This is a genomic window from Colwellia sp. PAMC 20917 (assembly GCF_001767295.1).
GTDB lineage: Bacteria > Pseudomonadota > Gammaproteobacteria > Enterobacterales > Alteromonadaceae > Colwellia_A.
Genome location: NZ_CP014944.1, coordinates 937299 through 955365, shown reverse-complemented (window position 1 = coordinate 955365; position 18067 = coordinate 937299). Strand labels below are relative to the sequence as shown.

Here is an 18067-nt window from a genome sequence, read left to right as displayed (position 1 = left end):
TAATAATGCTCTGAAATAAATTACTATGCCACCCATGATAATTCTCCGCAGTAATAATACTCTGAAACGGTCAGCAACAAGGCATGTACTTCATCTTGTAAGCCTTTGTATATCGATTTTTATAGATGTTGACTAAATGAGTGAATTTCAGGCAAGCTTTACTTCTCCCCCAAGGTAGCTGTATTTTTCTTGCTGTTTTTGAATATAGCTATGTTTACGCGCTATTCAAACAATCTTGAGCATTTGCTTTCCCGTGTGCGCGCTTTAACCCCACGTGCTCAGTAAACTCACACAAATGCTCTGCGGTGCCCACCGCGCCCGTGAATATACCTTCAAAGTTTGTGGTGAGTTTGAGCCAACTTTCATCGCTGATGTGAAGTCTTGACAGTATATTTGCGGCTCTAGTTTCGATAGCGCCTCGTTTGTCTGCTCTTATTACCCGACCTGTTTCATCTACAAGGGTTAAATAGTCCTTCAAGCTAAAGCGGATACCGGAGGTTTTAGCTTGCTGTTCATTGCCCGTAAAAGGTAATAAGGTTGTCGGTTGCTCTCCCATGATGGCTGCTTTGATACGCAGTTGAATACTGGTAAAGCTCGATTGCTCAGGTGTTGGGGCAATGCCAGCACGCACTGGATTTAAATCTACATAAGCCATACAAGCAAGTAATGCCCCTTCATCGAGCAGGGCTTGTGATTTAAAGCGTCCTTCCCAAAAGTGCCCAGTGCATTTATCTTCTTTATTGGCCTGTCGAGCAATAGGCTCGTTTAATGCCCGCATAAACCAACTGATATCGATTAAGCGTTGTTTATAGACCTGTGCTGTTTCTTCAACCATTTCTATTTCGAATGTCGTTAATGATTGCTGTCGCTGATATTGACGGGTTAACAGGGTGCCTTTAAACAACTTATGCCAACGGGACAGTACCTCTAGCGTCGTCCAGTTGTTAACTTGTTCACTATCAACATGAAGGACTAAATGTAAGTGATTATTCATAACAGCGTGAGCACAAATATCAATAGCAAAGACCTGAGATAATGTAAAAATGCGCTGTTCAATCCAATGACGCCTGTGCGCATAACTGACACCGGTTTCTTTATCAATACCACATAAAAAGGCTTTTCGAACGGTTTGACTGCAAATATGATAATACGGCGTATCAGATAAACTAATTTGTTGTGAACGAGGCTTGGGCATAATAATCACCACACTTATAAGAGGGTACATTAAGTGTAGTTTATTGTATGAAAAACAAACAAGTTATTATGGGTGGCTTAATTAGTGTTCTAGCCATTAGCTGACTTTAGCCAAGAAACATCTATGGGGCTTTTGTGCTCACCAACTCTCATTCGGAAATCCATTACAATGTAATTTTTATTAACTATCACTTCAAAACTTGAATAGCTCTTGTGATTGAATTGGCTAAATGATATAAAATATTAAAGTAATAAAAAGTAATAAAAAGTAATAAAAAGTAATATTATCTTTGATAAATCAATTAAATAATTCCCATAATCGACACCTGATCCCTTTTATCGTATTTACTATCTATATTTTCGTTGTGTTTAATGCATTTTCTCAAGATGACGTATTCGAAAATAAGTTAGCCAAAATAGAGCAACTAGATAATAAGGAAACAGTTATTGAAGAATTAGAAAAACTATTAAAAAATAAAAATTTAACGCACCACCAAAGGTTTTGGTTACATCAAAAAATCGGTGATTCATATTTTATTATTGGTAAAAATGATAAAGCGATAACTCATGCAAACCTTACATTATCAATTGCTGAAAATCACAATTTATCAGATGAAAAAGCAGTAGCTTACTCAGATTTAGGGGCTTACCAAACAGTAACAGGGAATTATGATGAAGCTTTAGTATTAGGGAAAAAAGCCTTATCACACTTCAAATCTATAGATACTTCACTTAAACAAGCAGAAACACTCGACTGGATGGGAACTTCGCATTATTACCTTAATGAACCGCAAGATGCATTAAAGTATTACTTACTCTCGGCTTCAATATTCAGGCAGCATGATTCTGATAAACAACTATCATGGACTTTGAGTAATATTGCTAATTTGTATGAAAAATTTGGTGATTTTGAAAAAGCGATAATATATTTTGAAGAAATTTTAAAAATAGAAGAAAAATCAGAAAATGATAACGGTATAGCTCGTAGGAAAGGCTATCTAGGAGAATTATATTTTAAGCAAAGAGAATATAAATTAGCGGAGTCTTATCTTTTAGATGCCATTATTTCTTTTGAGGGGAGTGATGAGCATTGGTTATTGTCTAGATATTATTTTAGTTTAGCGAAGGTATATAACTCAACTGACAAGCCTAACGAAGCAATTGTATATCTTCAAAAGAGTAAAATGCTAGCATCAGAAGATATGTGGTTTTACTCTGCTATTTTAACTGAATATGCAAAAGCTTTATTTCATAAAGGCGACATACTTAATGCTCAGAGCTATTTAGTACAGTCGAATGTTGTCGCTAATGAAAATAATAATATTGATACACTTGATGAAAACATTGCTTTGCAGTCTTTATTTTATGCGGTTGGTGGAACTCATAATAAGGCTATATCTTTTTTGATTTCTTATCAAAACAATTTAAAGAAAAATTATAATCTTAACCTTTCAAGCACATTAAATGAGTCTTTAAACTTACAGTTGAAAAACTATGAAAGTCAGCAATTAACTCGCCAAGTTAGTGAATTAACCTTAAATAAAAAATTACTTCAAGTTGAAAAAGAACAAGAAATGCAGTTTAGAAATAACATTATTATAAGTTTGGTTCTTTTATTTATATTCGGTTTTTTCTTGTATCTTCGTAATCGAGATCAGCTTTTAAAAAAGAGATTAGAAAAACAAGTTAAGCAACGTACCCATGAATTAGAGTCAGCTAACCGTAAGCTTGAAGAATTAAGCTTGTTAGATGGTTTGACAGGTGTTCATAATCGAAGAAGTTTTGATAGAGATTTAGCAAAGGTCTGGCAAGAATCAAAGCAAGGTTTAGGAACGTTTTCTCTTTTAATGGCTGATGTAGATTATTTTAAATTATATAACGATACCTATGGGCATGTGGCTGGTGATGATGCACTAAAAAGCATTGCATCAGTATTGAAGGAATCTATTAGAGATGAAGATAGAGTGTACCGATATGGTGGGGAGGAGTTCGCAATAATATTCAATAATCATGATTTAAATTCAATTAATAATACATTTACACGCATTCAAAATGAAATCAATAATTTGAATATCGAGCATAAGGAAAGTGAGTTTTCTGTTGTGACTATGAGTGCAGGAATTTGCGCTTTCAATATGAGTACAGAATCAGAAGAGGAGCTTATAAAGCAGACGGACATACACTTATACAAAGCTAAAGAGCTTGGGCGTAACCAACTGATTAATAATTTAGTTAGTTAATTAATTTATTAGGTGATGAGATAAAATTAGAAGGTTATAATTGGCTATATGGCTTGAGACACCCTTACATTTAAAACTGAAACGTCAGCTTCACTTGATGGCAAAACAACACTCATTGGGTTTAATATTGGGGCATCGGCTATTTGGAGAATTTCTCAAACCAATGAAAATAATTTTATCAAACAAGCTTTTTGTTTTTATAGCTCACAAATAAGAAATTTCAGCCAAATAGACCCGTGTTTTAAAATAAATTTAATCTTTCCTAAAAATGAAGCTCATTTTGATGTTATCGAACTTATAAAAAAGCTTGAAGCTAAAGCTAATGTTAAAATTACACAAGTAGAGTACCTACATGGTTTTATGAATTATCATTCGAATAACTTCAATAATACCGGTTATCAAAAATATGTTACTTTGTTGCGAACCATTACCCGTTAGTCTTTCCCCTCAGCAGAGGCTAAATACTTTACTTAACCTTTATATCTTCACTTTCATCTTTGCTAGCATCATTTGCGAGTACTTTTAAAGATTGATATAGCGCTTCTTCTGCTGTGGATAAGCTTTTTGGAAAAACAATTTTGAGTTTTACAAAAAAGTCTCCAGCAATTTTACCTGGTAAGCCCCGACCTTTTAGACGCATTTTAGCGCCACTACTCACCAATTTAGGCAGACTTAAATCAATTGTTCCTGTTGGTGTTGGCACTTTTACTTTTTCACCTAGTGCTGCTTGCCATGGGCTAATAGTAAGCTCGGTGGTGATGTCTTGCCCTTCAATGGTATATAATGGGTTAGGGTTAAAGCCCACTTCAATATATAAGTCACCATTGTTGGCGCCGCCAAAACCTGTTTCACCTTGCTTTTGTAAACGAATTTTCTGTCCAGGTTTAATACCTTTTGGAATACTTACTTTCAAGGTTCGCGCTTTTGATTGTGCTTGTCCATGTTCATCAACCACTTGATCTTGCAAGGTAAAGCTTCGAGTTGCGCCGGTATATGCATCAGGTAAGTCAATTAATACTTTTGCATGACTGTCTTGCCCTTGCCTAGACTGAGGACCACGCGATGAATGCTGGTTTGCGTTGAAGCCGCCACCAAATAATGATTCAAAAAAATCACTAAAGTTGCCTTGACCGCCGGCATTAAAACTACCATTACCTTGCTGATATTGCTCTTGCCATTTAGGTGGCGGGGTAAAGCCTGCTTGGCCCGCCTTCCAATTACTACCCAGTTGGTCATAAGCGGCGCGCTTTTCTTTATCGCGCAACACGTCATAGGCTTCATTAATGTCTTTAAAGCGAGCTTCTGCATCTTTTTCTTTACTGACATCGGGATGAAACTTTCGTGCTAATTTCCGATATGATGTTTTAATTTCATCCTGAGACGACGTTTTATCAACGCCCATAATTTTGTAATAATCTTTATAATTCACAGTGAACTCCTGCGTAGTAAACCGGCAGATAAATATTGGCCTAATGTTAACTAGTCCAATTTGATGGTGTTATTATAAGAATAAATAAATATGATGAATGTCAGTAATGTGACACTTTCAATAAAATATGGCAGGTAGACTTAGATCTTTCATGCTATTTTTTAAAGAAGTCGTTTTAATCTCTTTTAAGGAAACATAATGTCTTACACGCTCATACATAACGCAAACGAATGTAAATACGAATACCATATCGATGGCGCGGTTGCTTATATCACTTACGATGATCAAAACGGTAATATGTACTTAACCCATACTATTGTTCCTGATGAGCTAGCGGGGAAAGGCCTAGCAAAAACACTGTTAGAAGATGTTCTTCAGCAGATAAAAATTGATAATAAAAAAGCGGTTGCGCAGTGTTCATACATTATCAAATATTTAGAAAAACACCCTGAAGCAAGTGACTTATTTGCATAATTATTGACAATAAAAAGCGCCATTAGCGATGAGTTTTAAAATGAAAAAAGTCACTTTTATCTATAGGCGCTTATAACCGATCTGTTATTTCCATAATGTTGACCGTTATCTTAATAGTTTATTAATCAGTACTTATTAAAATCAACCCTATAAAAATAGTTTAGTGCACGCTTAAAACGGGTATTTTTAACACTTCTCTTTTTAATAGGTTTCTTGCTATTTCAGGCGATACTTTATAAAACTCGTTAACGTATTTTTTCGCATCAAAATACTGTCTTATCTGCTTTTTAACTTTACACGGATTTTCGCATGCCAAAGAAAAAAAGAGTTGATAATGGCCTGGGCTCTTTTTTGAAAGCGACTTTGCATATTCTTCAGTATTGCTTGAAGTACAACCTATTCTAATTACATTTGAAAAAATAGAATGTGTCATTATGTAGACATTGCCAAACGAAAAATTATCAAGTGGGTTAACCAAGCGAGAATTTTTTAAGCGCATAAGTTTGTTCTCATTGAGTCATAAAACGTAGTGACTTATTGTCCTTCTCGTTATCTATAGCGTTATCTATGACGTCATTTTATCAAGTTTTTTGTCTCTAATATTGATCTTGAACTGTTATTTATGCCGTTGCGTAATTATTTGAACGCAGACTTGATGCCGGTCAATGTTTTAGTTATTGATAAGGAGGTTAAAGAAAGGTCAGTTAATTTAGTGATACAAAAGGGTCGATATTAAGATAGTTTGCGGCGCTAAATGCGTATAGGTGTTAATTATAATAAAAATTCACCGGCTAGACTTTTTATATTTTCCGCTTGTTATTTGCTCGAAGCGCTTGTTTTTTAAACGTGAATTATTAATCTATTCTATCTTTAATAATTGTTACACAAATTAAGGCGATAATTGTCGTAAAAAGTAGCATTCTGCCTCACTTTATATTAAATTTGCCGCCCTTAATTAGTACAGTTAACCAGAGCGCCTTATGAACGAAAATACTCTCCCACAACTCGAACAACTGATCGAAAAAATCATTGATAAAAATAACCAATTAAAAAGCCAAATAACAGAATTAGCAGAGCAAAAAGCAGGCTTAGCTCAGCAAGTAGCAGAATTAGCTGAGCAAAAAGCTTTGCTTGTCGATGAAAATGAAACCTTTCAGCTTGAAGTCTTAGAAGGTGAAGAAAAACAGAAACAAACAAATAATGTATTAACTGCTTTATTAGCTAAATTGCAAAGTGCAGAAGAGCTTAGTTAATGTCTATTAAAGACTCTAATGGCATCAGCATTGAAATTATGGGTAAGCTACATCAGTTTTCTTGCCCAGCTGAACAGGCAGAGGATTTAAAGGAAGCGGCTAGTAAACTTGCTGTTATGTGCGATGACATTAAACAGCAAAGAGGAAACGCTAGCAGCGAGCGTGCTTTATTAGTTGCGTCAATTAATTTAAGCTATTCATTATTAATGGCAAATAATAAAATTGAGCAAAATCAACACAGACAAGAAGTGTTGATTTCGACACTTAAAAACGCTTTATAAACACTTTCACCTTTTCTAGTATTGCCACTATCGCTGAGTAAGTTAAGATAGTGGTAATCATCGTTACTTTATACTTAGGAAAAATTTAGCTATGGCTGATGCTAGCATTGAATTTAAAGGTTCAAGCTTTACCCTGTCTGTTTTACATTTAAGAACATCAAAATTAGCAGATATTCGGTCTGATTTAGCAAATAAAGTCGCGCAAGCGCCAGATTTTTTTTATCTTGTTCCTATTGTGGTTAGTATTGAAAAATTAGAGGGTTCGGTTGACTATCAAGCAATCAAATCATTAATTGAAGAATTCAATTTTACCTTTGTTGGCTTTACGGGGTTGATAGCTAAAGAGCAACGAACGTTGATCCGCGAACTGGGTTTTTCATTTGTTAATACGGCAAAAAGCCAGTCTTTAGATAAAGCGCCTAGTGCAGAAAAGCCAGAAGTTGCAAAAACTGAAACGATAGCCGATATACCAGAACGTGGACTTTTCAGCGATAAAATACATCGTGGTCAAATTCGTTCTGGTCAGCAAGTTTATGCTAAAGACCAAAATTTAGTGGTTATTGGCTCAGTATCTGCTGGAGCTGAAGTGATTGCTGATGGTAATATTCATGTTTATGGTTCGTTACGTGGTCGAGCCATTGCCGGCGCAACAGGTCACCATCATGCGCAAATATATTGCCAAAATCTTGAAGCAGAATTAGTTTCGATTAATGGTAACTATTGGCTAAGCGAGTCAATGGAGCAACATTGGGGCTCACCCGTATATATACATTTGACTGACAGTGAATTAACGTCATCAAAACTTATTTAACTTTTAACTTATAAAGGATATTCGGTCTATGGCACGAATAATAGTAGTTACATCAGGAAAGGGCGGGGTTGGCAAAACGACATCAAGTGCGGCAATCGGTCTTGGTTTGGCGTTAAAAGGTCAAAAGGTTGTGTTAATTGATTTTGATATAGGCTTACGAAATCTTGATTTGATTATGGGCTGTGAACGCCGAGTTGTTTATGACTTTGTTAATGTGATTAATGGTGAAGCCACCCTAAATCAGGCATTAATTAAAGATAAGCGTGTCAGTAGTTTATCTATATTACCTGCTTCACAAACCCGTGACAAAGATGCGTTAAATAAAGAAAACGTTGGTAAGGTTCTCGAAGAGCTTGGAAAAACCTATGACTATATAGTTTGTGATTCTCCAGCGGGTATTGAAGCAGGCGCTATGATGGCGCTTTATTATGCTGATGAAGCTATAGTCACTACTAACCCTGAAGTTTCATCGGTTCGTGACTCGGATCGAATTTTAGGTATGTTAGCTAGCCGCTCTCGCAGAGCTGAGCTTGGCTTAGAACCTATTAAAGAACATTTATTATTAACGCGTTATTCACCTAAGCGTGTTGATGATGGTGAAATGCTAAGTGTTGAAGATGTGGTCGATATTCTATCCATACCTTTATTAGGTGTTATTCCGGAATCACAAGCGGTACTTAAGGCATCTAATGCCGGCGAACCAGTGATCCTAGATACTGAAAGTGATGCAGGAAAAGCGTATCAGGATGTGGTTGATCGCCTTTTAGGTGAAACCGTTGATTTTAGATTTTTACATGCCAAGAAAAAAGGCATTCTTAGTCGTATGTTTGGAGGATAACATGGCATTACTTGATTATTTTTTACGTAAAAAAGAAAAACAGGTAACAACCGCTTCTAAGGCGAAAGAACGTTTACAAATTATTGTTGCCCATGAGCGCAATAGTCGAAATAAACAGCCTGATTACTTGCCGCAACTCACTGCGGATATCCTTGAGGTATTGCGTAAGTACATTAAAGTCACCGATGAAAGTTTTTCGATAAACCTTGATAATAAAGGTGGCGATTTAAATGTCTTAGAACTCAATATTGAATTAAGTGATGAGAACAGTATTAACTAAGTCGATTTGATATTGTTTATCAGACCTTATTGGTAAAGATAAAAAAGGCGCGTATTCTTTGAGAGAATACGCGCCTTTTTCATTTTATTTTACGATAAAATGATTAAAAATTTTATCGTTATCTTGTTTTTAACACTTAGTAGGCTTCGGCGATGGCTTCTTCAACTAACTGAGTTAATTGTTCGTAGCCAAAATTAACCAGAGGTTTTCCATTAACAAAAAACTGCGGTGTTGCTCGAACTTCGAGGGTTTTACCGTCTGCGATATCTCGCATTATAACCTTGCTAACGTTTTCGCTACTGACATCACGCATAAACTGTGCGCTGTCCAAAGGTAAGTCCTTTAATAACGCACGAGCACTTTGTGGTTGAGCAACATGATGGCGAGTCCAGGCTTGCTGTTTGGCAAATAAAATTTCTACTGCCGGCCAAAACTGTTCTTGTAAGTGTGCGGCTTCAAGTAGTTTAACCACTTGATCTGAACCCTTATGGAAAGGGGTGTAGCGCATCATAACCTTAACTTTACCAGGGTAGCGTTTAATTAAATTATTTACCAGAGGGTAAAAAGCTGAACATGTTTCGCAAGCAGGATCGAAAAATTCGACAATGGTCACTTTTGCCTCTAACGGTCCTTTTATTGGCGCGCCAACACGTTCAATAATGTCGAGGTTTTCAACCTTAGTGCTCTGATGGCTATTGTTTGCTTTAAATATTGTTGCTGCGCCAATAAAAGCCAAAAGGATAATAAGGCTGGCGCTAATGAAAAGTATTTTTTTATTCATGATGATTCCGATTTAGTCATAAAAAATAATAATAAAGCCATGAGACTAAAGGTTAGTAAAGACATCATTGGCATATTTAAGAACCCAAAAACATTGAGATGCGTTTCTGAACAAGGAATATCTTGTACGCAGGGCTGTGCGCTTTTAGGAATATAACCGGCTACTAATAACACATGAAATAATGCGGTTAGCCAGCCAAATAAAACCAATACACTCGCATAGCGGATCACTTTAGCGTCGAATGGAAATAAAGCCATTGGTAAAATAACGACTAAAGGGTACATGGCAATTCGTTGATACCAGCACAAAGAGCAAACTGGGAGTTTAACAATCTCACTAAAAAATAAACTGGCAAGCGTGCTTATGGTGGCGAGTACCCAAACTGAAAAGAGTAACAACCAACCTTTGGGTAACGTATTGTTAGCAGATATATCGTTCATATAATCTCGTTTAGTTAAGGTTAAAAATCCAGCCAAAGCCGGATTTTTAAGGGTAAATAAAATTCAGTTAATTATTCAACTATATCCATTTCTTCAATAAGATTGGTCGCGCCATCAACATGTTCCATCACCCATAACATGTATTTAATATCAACGTGAATCGATCTGTTTAATTTAGTGTCGTAATCCCAATCACCAATAATACTTTCATAAACACCGTCAAAGACTAAACCAACAAATTCTGCTTTATCGTTGAGAGTAGGTGAGCCAGAGTTACCACCGGTGATATCTAATGTACCTAGGTAGTTTACGGGCACTGAGCCTAGTTCTTTTTTAGCGTATTCGCCGTAATTTTTACTCTTAATTAACTCGAGTTGTTTTTTAGACGCATTAAAGGGTTTAATACCTGTGTCTTTTTCTACTATACCTTCAAGTGTGGTAAAAGGTGTTGCAGTGAGTCCGTCTACTGGTGAATAACCTTTTACGTTACCGTAAGTAATGCGTAATGTGCTGTTAGCATCTGCGTATACAGGGAGTTTCTTATCGTTAAAATAGGCGATTAGCGCTTCCATATATTTAGGACGATAAGCTTGAATATTACCTGACAATTCTTCGTCTTTTTCTTCAAGTGCTTTTCTTACAGAAAAAGTCTTTACGGCAAGTTGAATAAAGGGATCTGAGCTTTTTTCAAAGTCGGCTACCGATTTATTCATCCAAGCAAGGCGAGTTTCTTGGTCAGCAATTGTTGATGTTTGATACATTTTTTCAAGCTTAGTGCTTAAGGCTTTTTTATTTAGCCCTTGTTCAAGTTCAAAAAATTCATCGATGGCGAGAATACGTTCTGATTTAGGCAATTCAACATAATGTGTCAACATAGCGAATAAGATCTTTTGATCGATATTCGCATCGAATCGACGATTAAAGGTTTTCATGCTTTGTTCAAAACGTGCAAGATCACGTTCTTGGTAACCCCTTTCTCTCGCTACGTTTGGTTTGTTTTTTTCTACGGCTAAACGATGTAAACGATAAGCCGTACTTAACATTTTGTTGTAAGCCATATAACCTAGAATCAGATCGCGTGCTTGAGTTTTTTGGTTTTGTTTTAGGAGCTTATTTAGGCCGGTAAGTGCGTTACCATATTTAGCTTTTCGCATTTTATCAGCATTGATCCAAGCGCTTAAGTCTTGTTCTAGTTGCTGTTTACGGGCTAATGTTGTGCCTTTATTGTAGCTTTTTATCATGCTACCGTAATTTTTTGCGTAGTTAGCTAAGCCGGCTAAGGTACTTTCGTACTTTATTCTCGCTTCACTTTCTGGTGCAGACTCATTATGAATTAAGTCGATAAGCTCTTCACGATAATTTTTAGCATTAGGGTAAGTCCAAGTAAATTGGTTTTCAACCTCAAGTGCAGTGCGGTAACGGTTGGTGCGTCCTGGGTAACCTAGCACCATAATGTAATCGCCTTCATCAACACTACTTTTATTCACTTTTAGGTGATGTTTTGGCTCATAAGGTACGTTGTCTTTACTAAAATCAGCGGGTTGGCCATCTTTACCGACATAAGCACGATAAAAACCATAGTCTCCGGTGTGGCGTGGCCACATCCAGTTATCAACATCGCCACCATACTTACCAACACTACTTGCTGGAGCATGGACTAAACGAACATCGCGAATAGTTAATTGTTTAAATAAATAATATTCTAAACCGCCATGAAAATTAACAACACTACAACGATATTTGTCATCACTTTCACATTCAGCCACTAATGTTTTAGAGTTTTTATCTATGGCTTTATAGCGCTCAGATCCCGACATGTTCTCGGTAATACTGCCTTTAATTAACGTGGTAACATCATTAATCTCTTCTGTTACATAAATACGACTGCCGGGTGTTGCGGGTAGCTCTTCATCAAAGGTTTTTGCTAGAAAACCATTGGCGAGTAGGTTGTTTTCTGCTGTTGAGTTGTATTGAACAGAGCCATAAACACAATGGTGATTAGAGGCAACTAGACCTTTATCAGAAACAAAAGAAGCCGTGCAGCCACCAAGGCTGACAATAGCACCCATAGGAAAACCAGTAAGATCGGTTAAATCGTTAGGATTTAATTTTAAACCTGCTTGGGTAAGTTCTGATGCAATGCTTGGCAATTGGTGAGGTTGCCACATACCTTCATCAGCCGTGGCAAATGTTGAAGCCATCGCTAATAATAAAATTGTTGTTTTTTTCATTAGAGTTCTCTGGATTGTATTAATTTATCGTTTTAATTTTATAGTTATAAGCTGCGCGTAAATATTATGAAATACTTAGTTGTCATGTTTTTACTTAATAATGCTACTCGATATTATGCCAAAGATAACTTTAAGGATAAAGAGGGCGTTTTAAGCAAAATAAAAAAGGCGTATGATTATTGTGATCACACGCCTTGGTTTATTATAACGTTTACGTTATTTTAAGAAAGCTTCACTTTAGTTTAGAACGGGTAATAACCCATAATCTTTACCATATTCCAACATCTGCTCTTGGAAGTTATCAGGGTAAGTGATTTTTACATTAGTCATTTTATCACCTAGATATACGGCTTCTAATTTAGGGTTAACAAAACCAGAATATGGTGCTAAGTTAAGTTTCTCATAACGGCTCAACACTTCTAAGTGTAATTTTTTGTCAACCTTAACGGCGTAACCCTCAATTAAAGCTTGGCCTGCAGCAAAGTCACCTTCAGACTTTATTCGTTGTAATTCACGTAATAATTGGCCAAATAATGTCCGTAGCTTTTGATAGTCGTTGACAACAAAAAAAGTTTTTCCATCACGGACTCGCTTTTCAATAACATTGTCAGTGGCACCTTTTTCAAATGCCCAACTTGCAATTAACTGACGGTTACGCATGTGTGCTTCTTCAATTTGCTCACCCTCTTTGAGACGTCGTAATTGCAACATCATGCCGTTACGAATATAACTGTCGTAGCTTGCTTTACCCACTTCTAAGCTTGGCATTGCACCCATATCAATTAATTTTTGATCCATAAGATAGTACAAGGCAATTAAGTCGGCGCGACCTTCTTCAAGGGCTGACGAATATTGCTTTAAGGTTTCTTTAGGTGTGCCAACGCCTTCGTTAATTTGCCCCGAAGCATGACCAACAACTTCATGTAAATCGGTATGCAAGTGAGACGCTAACGGACCAAATGCTTTGCTGCGCGCAAGTTCAGCATCGTCCCAAACAAATTCGGCTAATGAACCACCTTTTACGTTGTCATAAGCACTAACAATATTGGTTAAGCTTACCGACTTTGAACCATGCTCAGCGCGTATCCAGTTAGCGTTGGGTAAGTTAATGCCAATAGGCGTTGAAGGAGAAGCATCGCCAGACTCAATAACAACGGTAATGGCTTTACCGGTAATACCTTTGACTTCTTTTTTCTTATGGCTTTCAATGAGTGGTGAATTATCTTCAAACCACTGAGCTTCTGCGGCAATCTTAGCGATCACTTTGGTCGCTTCGTGATCTTTTACCGAAACAACGGATTCAAATGAACCTCTGTAAGCTAGAGGATCGTCGTAAACCTCGATAAAACCATTTACTACGTCAACATCTGAATTAACGTCTTTAACCCACGCAATAGAGTAGTCGTCAAAGTCTTTTAAATCGCCGCTTTTATAGTATTTCGATAACAAGGTTAGGGCTTTACGTTGTTGATCGTTTTCAGCAACGGTTGCTGCTTTATCTAGCCAAAAGACAATTTCACTAATGGCTTTATCGTACATACCACCCACTTTCCACACTTGTTCAACTATCTTGCCGTCAATTTTTACTAATTTAGAATTCAAACCCCAAGATACGGGACGCTTAGGGTCTACATCGACCTTGTTTTTATAAAAGTCTTCAACTTCTTGTTCGGTAACGCCTTCATAATAGTTAACGGAAGAGGCAACAACATTATCAATGTTAGCAGACTGATTAACCATTTTAGGTGCGACCGTTGGGTCGAATAGAATAGGTGTTAGTAAGGCCACTAACTGCTCAGCACTTTGGTCTTTATTTAAGGGTAATTTACCTTTTTCGGCAACTGACATGACATAGCGTTCAAAAGTTTCAGGGCTAAATTCAGGGCTCAATTTACCTGACATATAATGGTGATGAATACCGTTAGAAAACCAAACACGTTTAGTGTATTCATTGAACTTTTTGAATTCTTCGCTGCTTTTGTCTCCGGCATAATCAGCGATAACCGCTTCTAACGTATGACGAATGGTGAGGTTGTATTTGTAGTTATGATCCCAAGTGATATCACGACCAGAAAGCGCTGCTTTATAGAGATAAAATAACAATTCTTTAGTTTCTAGAGGCAATTCTTCAAAACCAGGTACTTGATAACGTATAACACGGATATCAGCAAAACGGTCTACCTGCCATTTAAATTCATTGTTGCTAGTTGCTGTCGCTTGATGAGTTTGCTTTGGCTCTACTTTATTGCCGCTTGCTTCTTGTTCAGAGCAGCCAGAAAAAGCGAGTACAGCTGCTAACGCTGCAGATATTTTTGATAATTTCATGTGGTTTTAATTCCAAGTATTGCCCTGCTATCGAGCCTTTTATTATAAGTATTACTTAACGCTAAAATAATACTCACAATGTTGCAATATGTATACCTGTTAACTTTATTGGCAACAATCAGCAGTTAGCATAAAAGGTTATTTAAAGGACGTAAAAATTAATATTTAGCATTTTTAATGATTAAATATAGCTGCAATAGCTTGATATTTAATCATAGCGGACCTACATCATAGTAAATCCTAACCAGTAAAGTTCATTATGTTGTCTTATCTTCTTCCCATACTTATTGGCGTTTTACTTATTGGCTATTCTGTTGGTAAGCCCTACTGGCGAGAATATCAGCGAGATAAAATAAGACGTCAGCCATTTAAAAAAACATGGCGAAAAATCATTCAACAAAGAATGCCTTATTTTGGACAAATGCCAACAGATTTACAGTTGCAATTAAAGCAACATATTCAGGTATTCTTGGCGGAGAAAACCTTCGTTGGTTGTAACGGTGTTAAAATAACCGATGAAATACGTATAACTATTGCTGCCCAAGCATGTTTATTGTTACTTAATCGCAAGACTAATTTTTACCCTAAATTACAAACTATACTGGTTTACCCTCGGGCCTTTATTAAGCAACAGCAAAATATGGGGGCTGATGGCTTAAGATACCAACAAAAAGTAGCATTGGCGGGTGAATCATGGGATTTTGGTAAAGTTGTATTATCTTGGCAAGATACTTTAGACGGTGCAAAAATACCTGATGATGGTCGTAATGTGGTTATTCATGAGTTTGCCCATCAGCTAGACCAAGAAAATGGCAGCGCAAACGGTGCGCCTATACTGGATAAAGGGCAGAGCTATCAAGGTTGGTCTGCTGCTTTTTCTCTACAGTTTGAACAGTTAAAGATGCAAGCAAGAACCGGAGCACCCTCATTATTTGATTATTACGGAGCAACAAACCCAGCTGAATTTTTTGCTGTTACCAGTGAAGTTTTTTTTGAGCAAGCTAAACAGTTTCATGCTAAGTATCCGATGCTCTATCAGCAACTTAAAAACTATTATCATGTTGACCCTGTTCACTGGGCTTAATATTTAAATGGCAAGATAACATCACTTTAATAATGACAAATCTGGTGATTATTCAAAGTACTTTACAGATATAGGCCAAAATAATAGCGCAAGTACCTGTTAGTACTGGGTACTATTTATGCGGAGCTGTAAAATCTTCGGTTAATCTATCTTCACTGTAGTAAGATGCGCATAACCTGTTGTTTAAAATTATTACGGTTAGGGTGCGGAGTTAACGACTTCTTGTTTTAATGGTGATGATTTTCTAGATATTTCTAAAGATCCTGCTATGCGTATACTAAAATCAACTATTCATCCTGACATTCGTGATATGTCAGCACGCCAATTTACTCGAAAAGCAACGCGGGCTATTGTTTTAAAGGGCGAAGATATACTTTTGCTTTATACCAAGCGGTACCATGATTACAGTTTACCCGGTGGCGGTATCGACGAAGGTGAAAGTAATGTTGCCGGTTTGGTGCGCGAGTTAAAAGAAGAAACTGGCGCGCATAATGTGCAAAATATTCAAGCGTTTGGTTTATATGAAGAGTTTAGACCTTGGCATAAGCCCGACTTCGAACTTATTCATATGGAGTCTTATTGTTATATTTGCTCGATAGATGAAGAGTTACTTGAACCCGAGCTTGAAGCGCATGAAATTAACAATGGTATGCATCCAGTTTGGATGAATATACATCAAGCCATTAGTCATAATGAGCAAACAATAGCGAATAGTCTAAAAAAGGGACTTTCTATTGAACGGGAAACTTTTTTGTTAAAGCTTATTGTTAGTGAGCTACTAGCCAAATAGGTGTGTGGTTTTATTGTGGCTATTGACTGGGGCAGGGACGTTTTTTATAAAACTTAGTCAGTACTTACTTTATTAGTAATGGCAATTCTTAAGGTTTCTCTTTTTAGCAGTTTTGCTGCGACTTCTGCCGATACTTGGTAAAACTCATTAACGTATTCTTGTGCGTTGAGATATTCGCGTATTTTCTTTTTTATCGCGCACGGGTTGTTACACGCTAAAGAAAATACCAGCGAGTAATCACCTGGCGAGTTTTTTGATAGTAACCGAGCGTATTCGACCGGATCATCTGGAGTACAGCCTATTCTTATCACATCTGAAAAAAAAGAGTGAGTCATCACATAAACGTTACCCGTTGAAACAGTATTTTTTTCCATGTCTTTTATAAAACTCCTTTTTTATCTCAAATAGTTTAAAGGTACTTTATCTTTGAAATAAAGTACCTCATCAAATAAATATTTACGGGCTTACACTATTTTTAAATAGTCTTTAATTATTTCTGCGCCATTACTGGCTTGAATTGGCTTAAAAATAAAACCAGAAACGCCACTTGCTTGGCATTCATCGACGAGTCCTTTATCGGTAACCGAAGACAACATTACCACTGGTACATTTGAGCCACTGGCACGAATAGCTTTCAATGCTTCGTTACCGTTCATCTTAGTCATCACAACGTCCATAAAAAGGAAGTCAGGTGCTTGATTTTTTACCGCTTCTACCGCAGTACTACCATCGTCTGCTTCAATGACATTTTCATAGCCTAAACCGGCTAAAAAGCGTTTTATTGCTTTGCGTATCATCGCACTATCGTCAACAAGTAATATTTTACTCTCTAGTGGTAAAGGTGTGCTGTGTGGATTTGCAATGCCTGAGCTTTGTTCTCTTTCAACATTACTGGTTTGAAAATTAACATTACGCACCAATAAATTAAAATAGTAACGACCAACACCTTCAACGGTAATTGGTACCGTTATTATCTCTTTAACGCCTGCTAAGTAATTTTCCATATCTTTAAAATTATGGATAAAATACGGGCTAGAAAAATCAAATTTTAAGTTGTTGCGGCTCAGTAAATCAGTTGCTCGGCCAACAATGGTATTGCCCCATTCTGCTAAAGCATTACTTAACTCGTCATTTATTTCTGGGTAATTATATGCTTCATCAAACATATTTTGGCAAACAGAATTACCAATAGATACTGCGGTCTCTGGGTAATGATGCATCATAATTACCCCATCTAAACAGCCGGTAATATCAGAGCAAACGGCATAACCTTTAAAGCGAAAGTCTTCAACTTTATCCATAAAAGCTTCGCCGGCGCTCCCCGATAAACTGGTCATCGATTTTAAGCTAGCAATAGATTCATTGATGAAAGGATGTAAAGTGACTTTATAAATTGTATCAATAGACATGAATTATCCGCATATATTATTTTTATTGTGCGAATAAAATACTAGAGCAAATAAGGTTTTGCAAGCAAATACCCTAGGCGATTAACGAGCTTTAATTATTTTTATTTAATAATATATCAAGCACTAATCACTTCTGTGTTGATACTGGTGAAAAAACAACCAAAAACTTTAAGGATTAAGTAGAGAAAATAGAGTTTTTACTGTATA

18 protein-coding genes are annotated in these 18067 nt (G+C 36.6%); 9 read left to right on the top strand and 9 right to left on the bottom strand.

Going from position 1 to position 18067, the window contains the following annotated elements:
* Positions 1 to 214 precede the first annotated feature (214 nt).
* Positions 215 to 1195: a transposase gene (locus tag A3Q34_RS04085; protein WP_070374189.1), complete on the bottom strand. Its 981-nt coding sequence runs from the start codon at positions 1193 to 1195 to the stop codon at positions 215 to 217.
* A gap of 289 nt (positions 1196 to 1484) precedes the next feature.
* Here A3Q34_RS04085 and A3Q34_RS04080 point away from each other — a divergent pair, with 289 nt between their 5' ends.
* Positions 1485 to 3434, top strand: a complete 1950-nt coding sequence (locus A3Q34_RS04080) for a tetratricopeptide repeat-containing diguanylate cyclase (RefSeq protein WP_070374188.1) — start codon at positions 1485 to 1487, stop codon at positions 3432 to 3434.
* Positions 3435 to 3900: 466 nt separating this feature from the next.
* Here the strand turns inward: A3Q34_RS04080 and A3Q34_RS04075 are convergent, their stop codons facing one another.
* Entirely contained in the window at positions 3901 to 4863 is a 963-nt protein-coding gene (locus tag A3Q34_RS04075; RefSeq protein WP_070374187.1) for a DnaJ C-terminal domain-containing protein, read from the bottom strand.
* A gap of 198 nt (positions 4864 to 5061) precedes the next feature.
* Here A3Q34_RS04075 and A3Q34_RS04070 point away from each other — a divergent pair, with 198 nt between their 5' ends.
* Complete coding sequence (locus A3Q34_RS04070) at positions 5062 to 5337, top strand: GNAT family N-acetyltransferase (protein ID WP_070374186.1); 276 nt, start codon at positions 5062 to 5064, stop codon at positions 5335 to 5337.
* Between the two features lie 160 nt (positions 5338 to 5497).
* Here the strand turns inward: A3Q34_RS04070 and A3Q34_RS04065 are convergent, their stop codons facing one another.
* Positions 5498 to 5836 (bottom strand): GIY-YIG nuclease family protein, encoded by a 339-nt coding sequence (locus A3Q34_RS04065; protein ID WP_070374185.1) that lies wholly within the window; start codon positions 5834 to 5836, stop codon positions 5498 to 5500.
* A 481-nt stretch (positions 5837 to 6317) separates the two neighbouring features.
* On the opposite strand from A3Q34_RS04065, the gene A3Q34_RS04060 reads away from it, so the two are divergent.
* The 5 genes from A3Q34_RS04060 (at position 6318) to minE (ending at position 8800) form a co-directional block, all read left to right on the top strand.
* Positions 6318 to 6590, top strand: a complete 273-nt coding sequence (locus A3Q34_RS04060; RefSeq protein WP_070374184.1) for a DUF904 domain-containing protein — start codon at positions 6318 to 6320, stop codon at positions 6588 to 6590.
* A complete protein-coding gene (locus tag A3Q34_RS04055; RefSeq protein ID WP_070374183.1) occupies positions 6590 to 6871 on the top strand; it encodes a cell division protein ZapA in 282 nt (93 codons plus the stop codon). The genes A3Q34_RS04060 and A3Q34_RS04055 overlap by 1 nt, the downstream gene beginning before the upstream one ends.
* Before the next feature lie 91 nt (positions 6872 to 6962).
* The gene (gene minC, locus A3Q34_RS04050) at positions 6963 to 7682 is read left to right on the top strand and encodes a septum site-determining protein MinC (RefSeq protein WP_070374182.1); all 720 of its coding nucleotides are present in this window, start codon (positions 6963 to 6965) and stop codon (positions 7680 to 7682) included.
* Between the two features lie 28 nt (positions 7683 to 7710).
* On the top strand, positions 7711 to 8520 hold the full coding sequence (gene minD / locus A3Q34_RS04045) for a septum site-determining protein MinD (RefSeq protein ID WP_070374181.1): 810 nt from the start codon (positions 7711 to 7713) through the stop codon (positions 8518 to 8520).
* Position 8521: 1 nt separating this feature from the next.
* Positions 8522 to 8800, top strand: coding sequence for a cell division topological specificity factor MinE (minE, locus tag A3Q34_RS04040; protein ID WP_070374180.1), 279 nt, complete (start codon positions 8522 to 8524; stop codon positions 8798 to 8800).
* Positions 8801 to 8936: 136 nt separating this feature from the next.
* Here minE and A3Q34_RS04035 read toward each other — a convergent pair whose 3' ends face one another.
* The 4 genes from A3Q34_RS04035 to A3Q34_RS04020 all read right to left on the bottom strand — a co-directional run bounded on the left by A3Q34_RS04035 (position 8937) and on the right by A3Q34_RS04020 (position 14577).
* Positions 8937 to 9581 (bottom strand): DsbA family protein, encoded by a 645-nt coding sequence (locus tag A3Q34_RS04035; protein WP_070374179.1) that lies wholly within the window; start codon positions 9579 to 9581, stop codon positions 8937 to 8939.
* Positions 9578 to 10021 carry a disulfide bond formation protein B gene (locus tag A3Q34_RS04030; RefSeq protein ID WP_070374178.1) on the bottom strand — a complete coding sequence of 148 codons (444 nt, stop codon included), beginning with the start codon at positions 10019 to 10021 and terminating at the stop codon, positions 9578 to 9580. The genes A3Q34_RS04035 and A3Q34_RS04030 overlap by 4 nt, the downstream gene beginning before the upstream one ends.
* 71 nt (positions 10022 to 10092) lie before the next feature.
* Entirely contained in the window at positions 10093 to 12252 is a 2160-nt protein-coding gene (locus A3Q34_RS04025) for a S46 family peptidase (RefSeq protein WP_070374177.1), read from the bottom strand.
* 237 nt (positions 12253 to 12489) lie between these two features.
* Complete coding sequence (locus A3Q34_RS04020) at positions 12490 to 14577, bottom strand: dipeptidyl-peptidase 3 family protein (RefSeq protein ID WP_070374176.1); 2088 nt, start codon at positions 14575 to 14577, stop codon at positions 12490 to 12492.
* A 259-nt stretch (positions 14578 to 14836) separates the two neighbouring features.
* Here A3Q34_RS04020 and A3Q34_RS04015 point away from each other — a divergent pair, with 259 nt between their 5' ends.
* Together A3Q34_RS04015 and A3Q34_RS04010 are read left to right on the top strand one after the other, a co-directional pair.
* Positions 14837 to 15661: a zinc-dependent peptidase gene (locus A3Q34_RS04015; RefSeq protein ID WP_070374175.1), complete on the top strand. Its 825-nt coding sequence runs from the start codon at positions 14837 to 14839 to the stop codon at positions 15659 to 15661.
* Between the two features lie 268 nt (positions 15662 to 15929).
* Complete coding sequence (locus A3Q34_RS04010; RefSeq protein WP_070374174.1) at positions 15930 to 16451, top strand: NUDIX hydrolase; 522 nt, start codon at positions 15930 to 15932, stop codon at positions 16449 to 16451.
* Between the two features lie 53 nt (positions 16452 to 16504).
* On the opposite strand, the gene A3Q34_RS04005 is transcribed toward A3Q34_RS04010, so the two are convergent.
* Positions 16505 to 16825, bottom strand: a complete 321-nt coding sequence (locus A3Q34_RS04005) for a GIY-YIG nuclease family protein (RefSeq protein ID WP_070374173.1) — start codon at positions 16823 to 16825, stop codon at positions 16505 to 16507.
* A 90-nt stretch (positions 16826 to 16915) separates the two neighbouring features.
* A complete protein-coding gene (locus A3Q34_RS04000; protein ID WP_070374172.1) occupies positions 16916 to 17860 on the bottom strand; it encodes a response regulator in 945 nt (314 codons plus the stop codon).
* Between the last annotated feature and the right edge of the window lie 207 nt (positions 17861 to 18067).

What these genes read in the sequence shown, in the direction of transcription:
- A3Q34_RS04085 (WP_070374189.1), bottom strand. Translation starts at nt 1,195, where the DNA reads ATGCCCAAGCCTCGTTCACAACAAATTAGTTTATCTGATACGCCGTAT.
- A3Q34_RS04070 (WP_070374186.1), top strand. Translation starts at nt 5,062, where the DNA reads ATGTCTTACACGCTCATACATAACGCAAACGAATGTAAATACGAATAC.
- A3Q34_RS04065 (WP_070374185.1), bottom strand. Translation starts at nt 5,836, where the DNA reads ATGCGCTTAAAAAATTCTCGCTTGGTTAACCCACTTGATAATTTTTCG.
- A3Q34_RS04060 (WP_070374184.1), top strand. Translation starts at nt 6,318, where the DNA reads ATGAACGAAAATACTCTCCCACAACTCGAACAACTGATCGAAAAAATC.
- A3Q34_RS04055 (WP_070374183.1), top strand. Translation starts at nt 6,590, where the DNA reads ATGTCTATTAAAGACTCTAATGGCATCAGCATTGAAATTATGGGTAAG.
- minC (WP_070374182.1), top strand. Translation starts at nt 6,963, where the DNA reads ATGGCTGATGCTAGCATTGAATTTAAAGGTTCAAGCTTTACCCTGTCT.
- minD (WP_070374181.1), top strand. Translation starts at nt 7,711, where the DNA reads ATGGCACGAATAATAGTAGTTACATCAGGAAAGGGCGGGGTTGGCAAA.
- minE (WP_070374180.1), top strand. Translation starts at nt 8,522, where the DNA reads ATGGCATTACTTGATTATTTTTTACGTAAAAAAGAAAAACAGGTAACA.
- A3Q34_RS04035 (WP_070374179.1), bottom strand. Translation starts at nt 9,581, where the DNA reads ATGAATAAAAAAATACTTTTCATTAGCGCCAGCCTTATTATCCTTTTG.
- A3Q34_RS04030 (WP_070374178.1), bottom strand. Translation starts at nt 10,021, where the DNA reads ATGAACGATATATCTGCTAACAATACGTTACCCAAAGGTTGGTTGTTA.
- A3Q34_RS04025 (WP_070374177.1), bottom strand. Translation starts at nt 12,252, where the DNA reads ATGAAAAAAACAACAATTTTATTATTAGCGATGGCTTCAACATTTGCC.
- A3Q34_RS04020 (WP_070374176.1), bottom strand. Translation starts at nt 14,577, where the DNA reads ATGAAATTATCAAAAATATCTGCAGCGTTAGCAGCTGTACTCGCTTTT.
- A3Q34_RS04015 (WP_070374175.1), top strand. Translation starts at nt 14,837, where the DNA reads ATGTTGTCTTATCTTCTTCCCATACTTATTGGCGTTTTACTTATTGGC.
- A3Q34_RS04010 (WP_070374174.1), top strand. Translation starts at nt 15,930, where the DNA reads ATGCGTATACTAAAATCAACTATTCATCCTGACATTCGTGATATGTCA.
- A3Q34_RS04005 (WP_070374173.1), bottom strand. Translation starts at nt 16,825, where the DNA reads ATGGAAAAAAATACTGTTTCAACGGGTAACGTTTATGTGATGACTCAC.
- A3Q34_RS04000 (WP_070374172.1), bottom strand. Translation starts at nt 17,860, where the DNA reads ATGTCTATTGATACAATTTATAAAGTCACTTTACATCCTTTCATCAAT.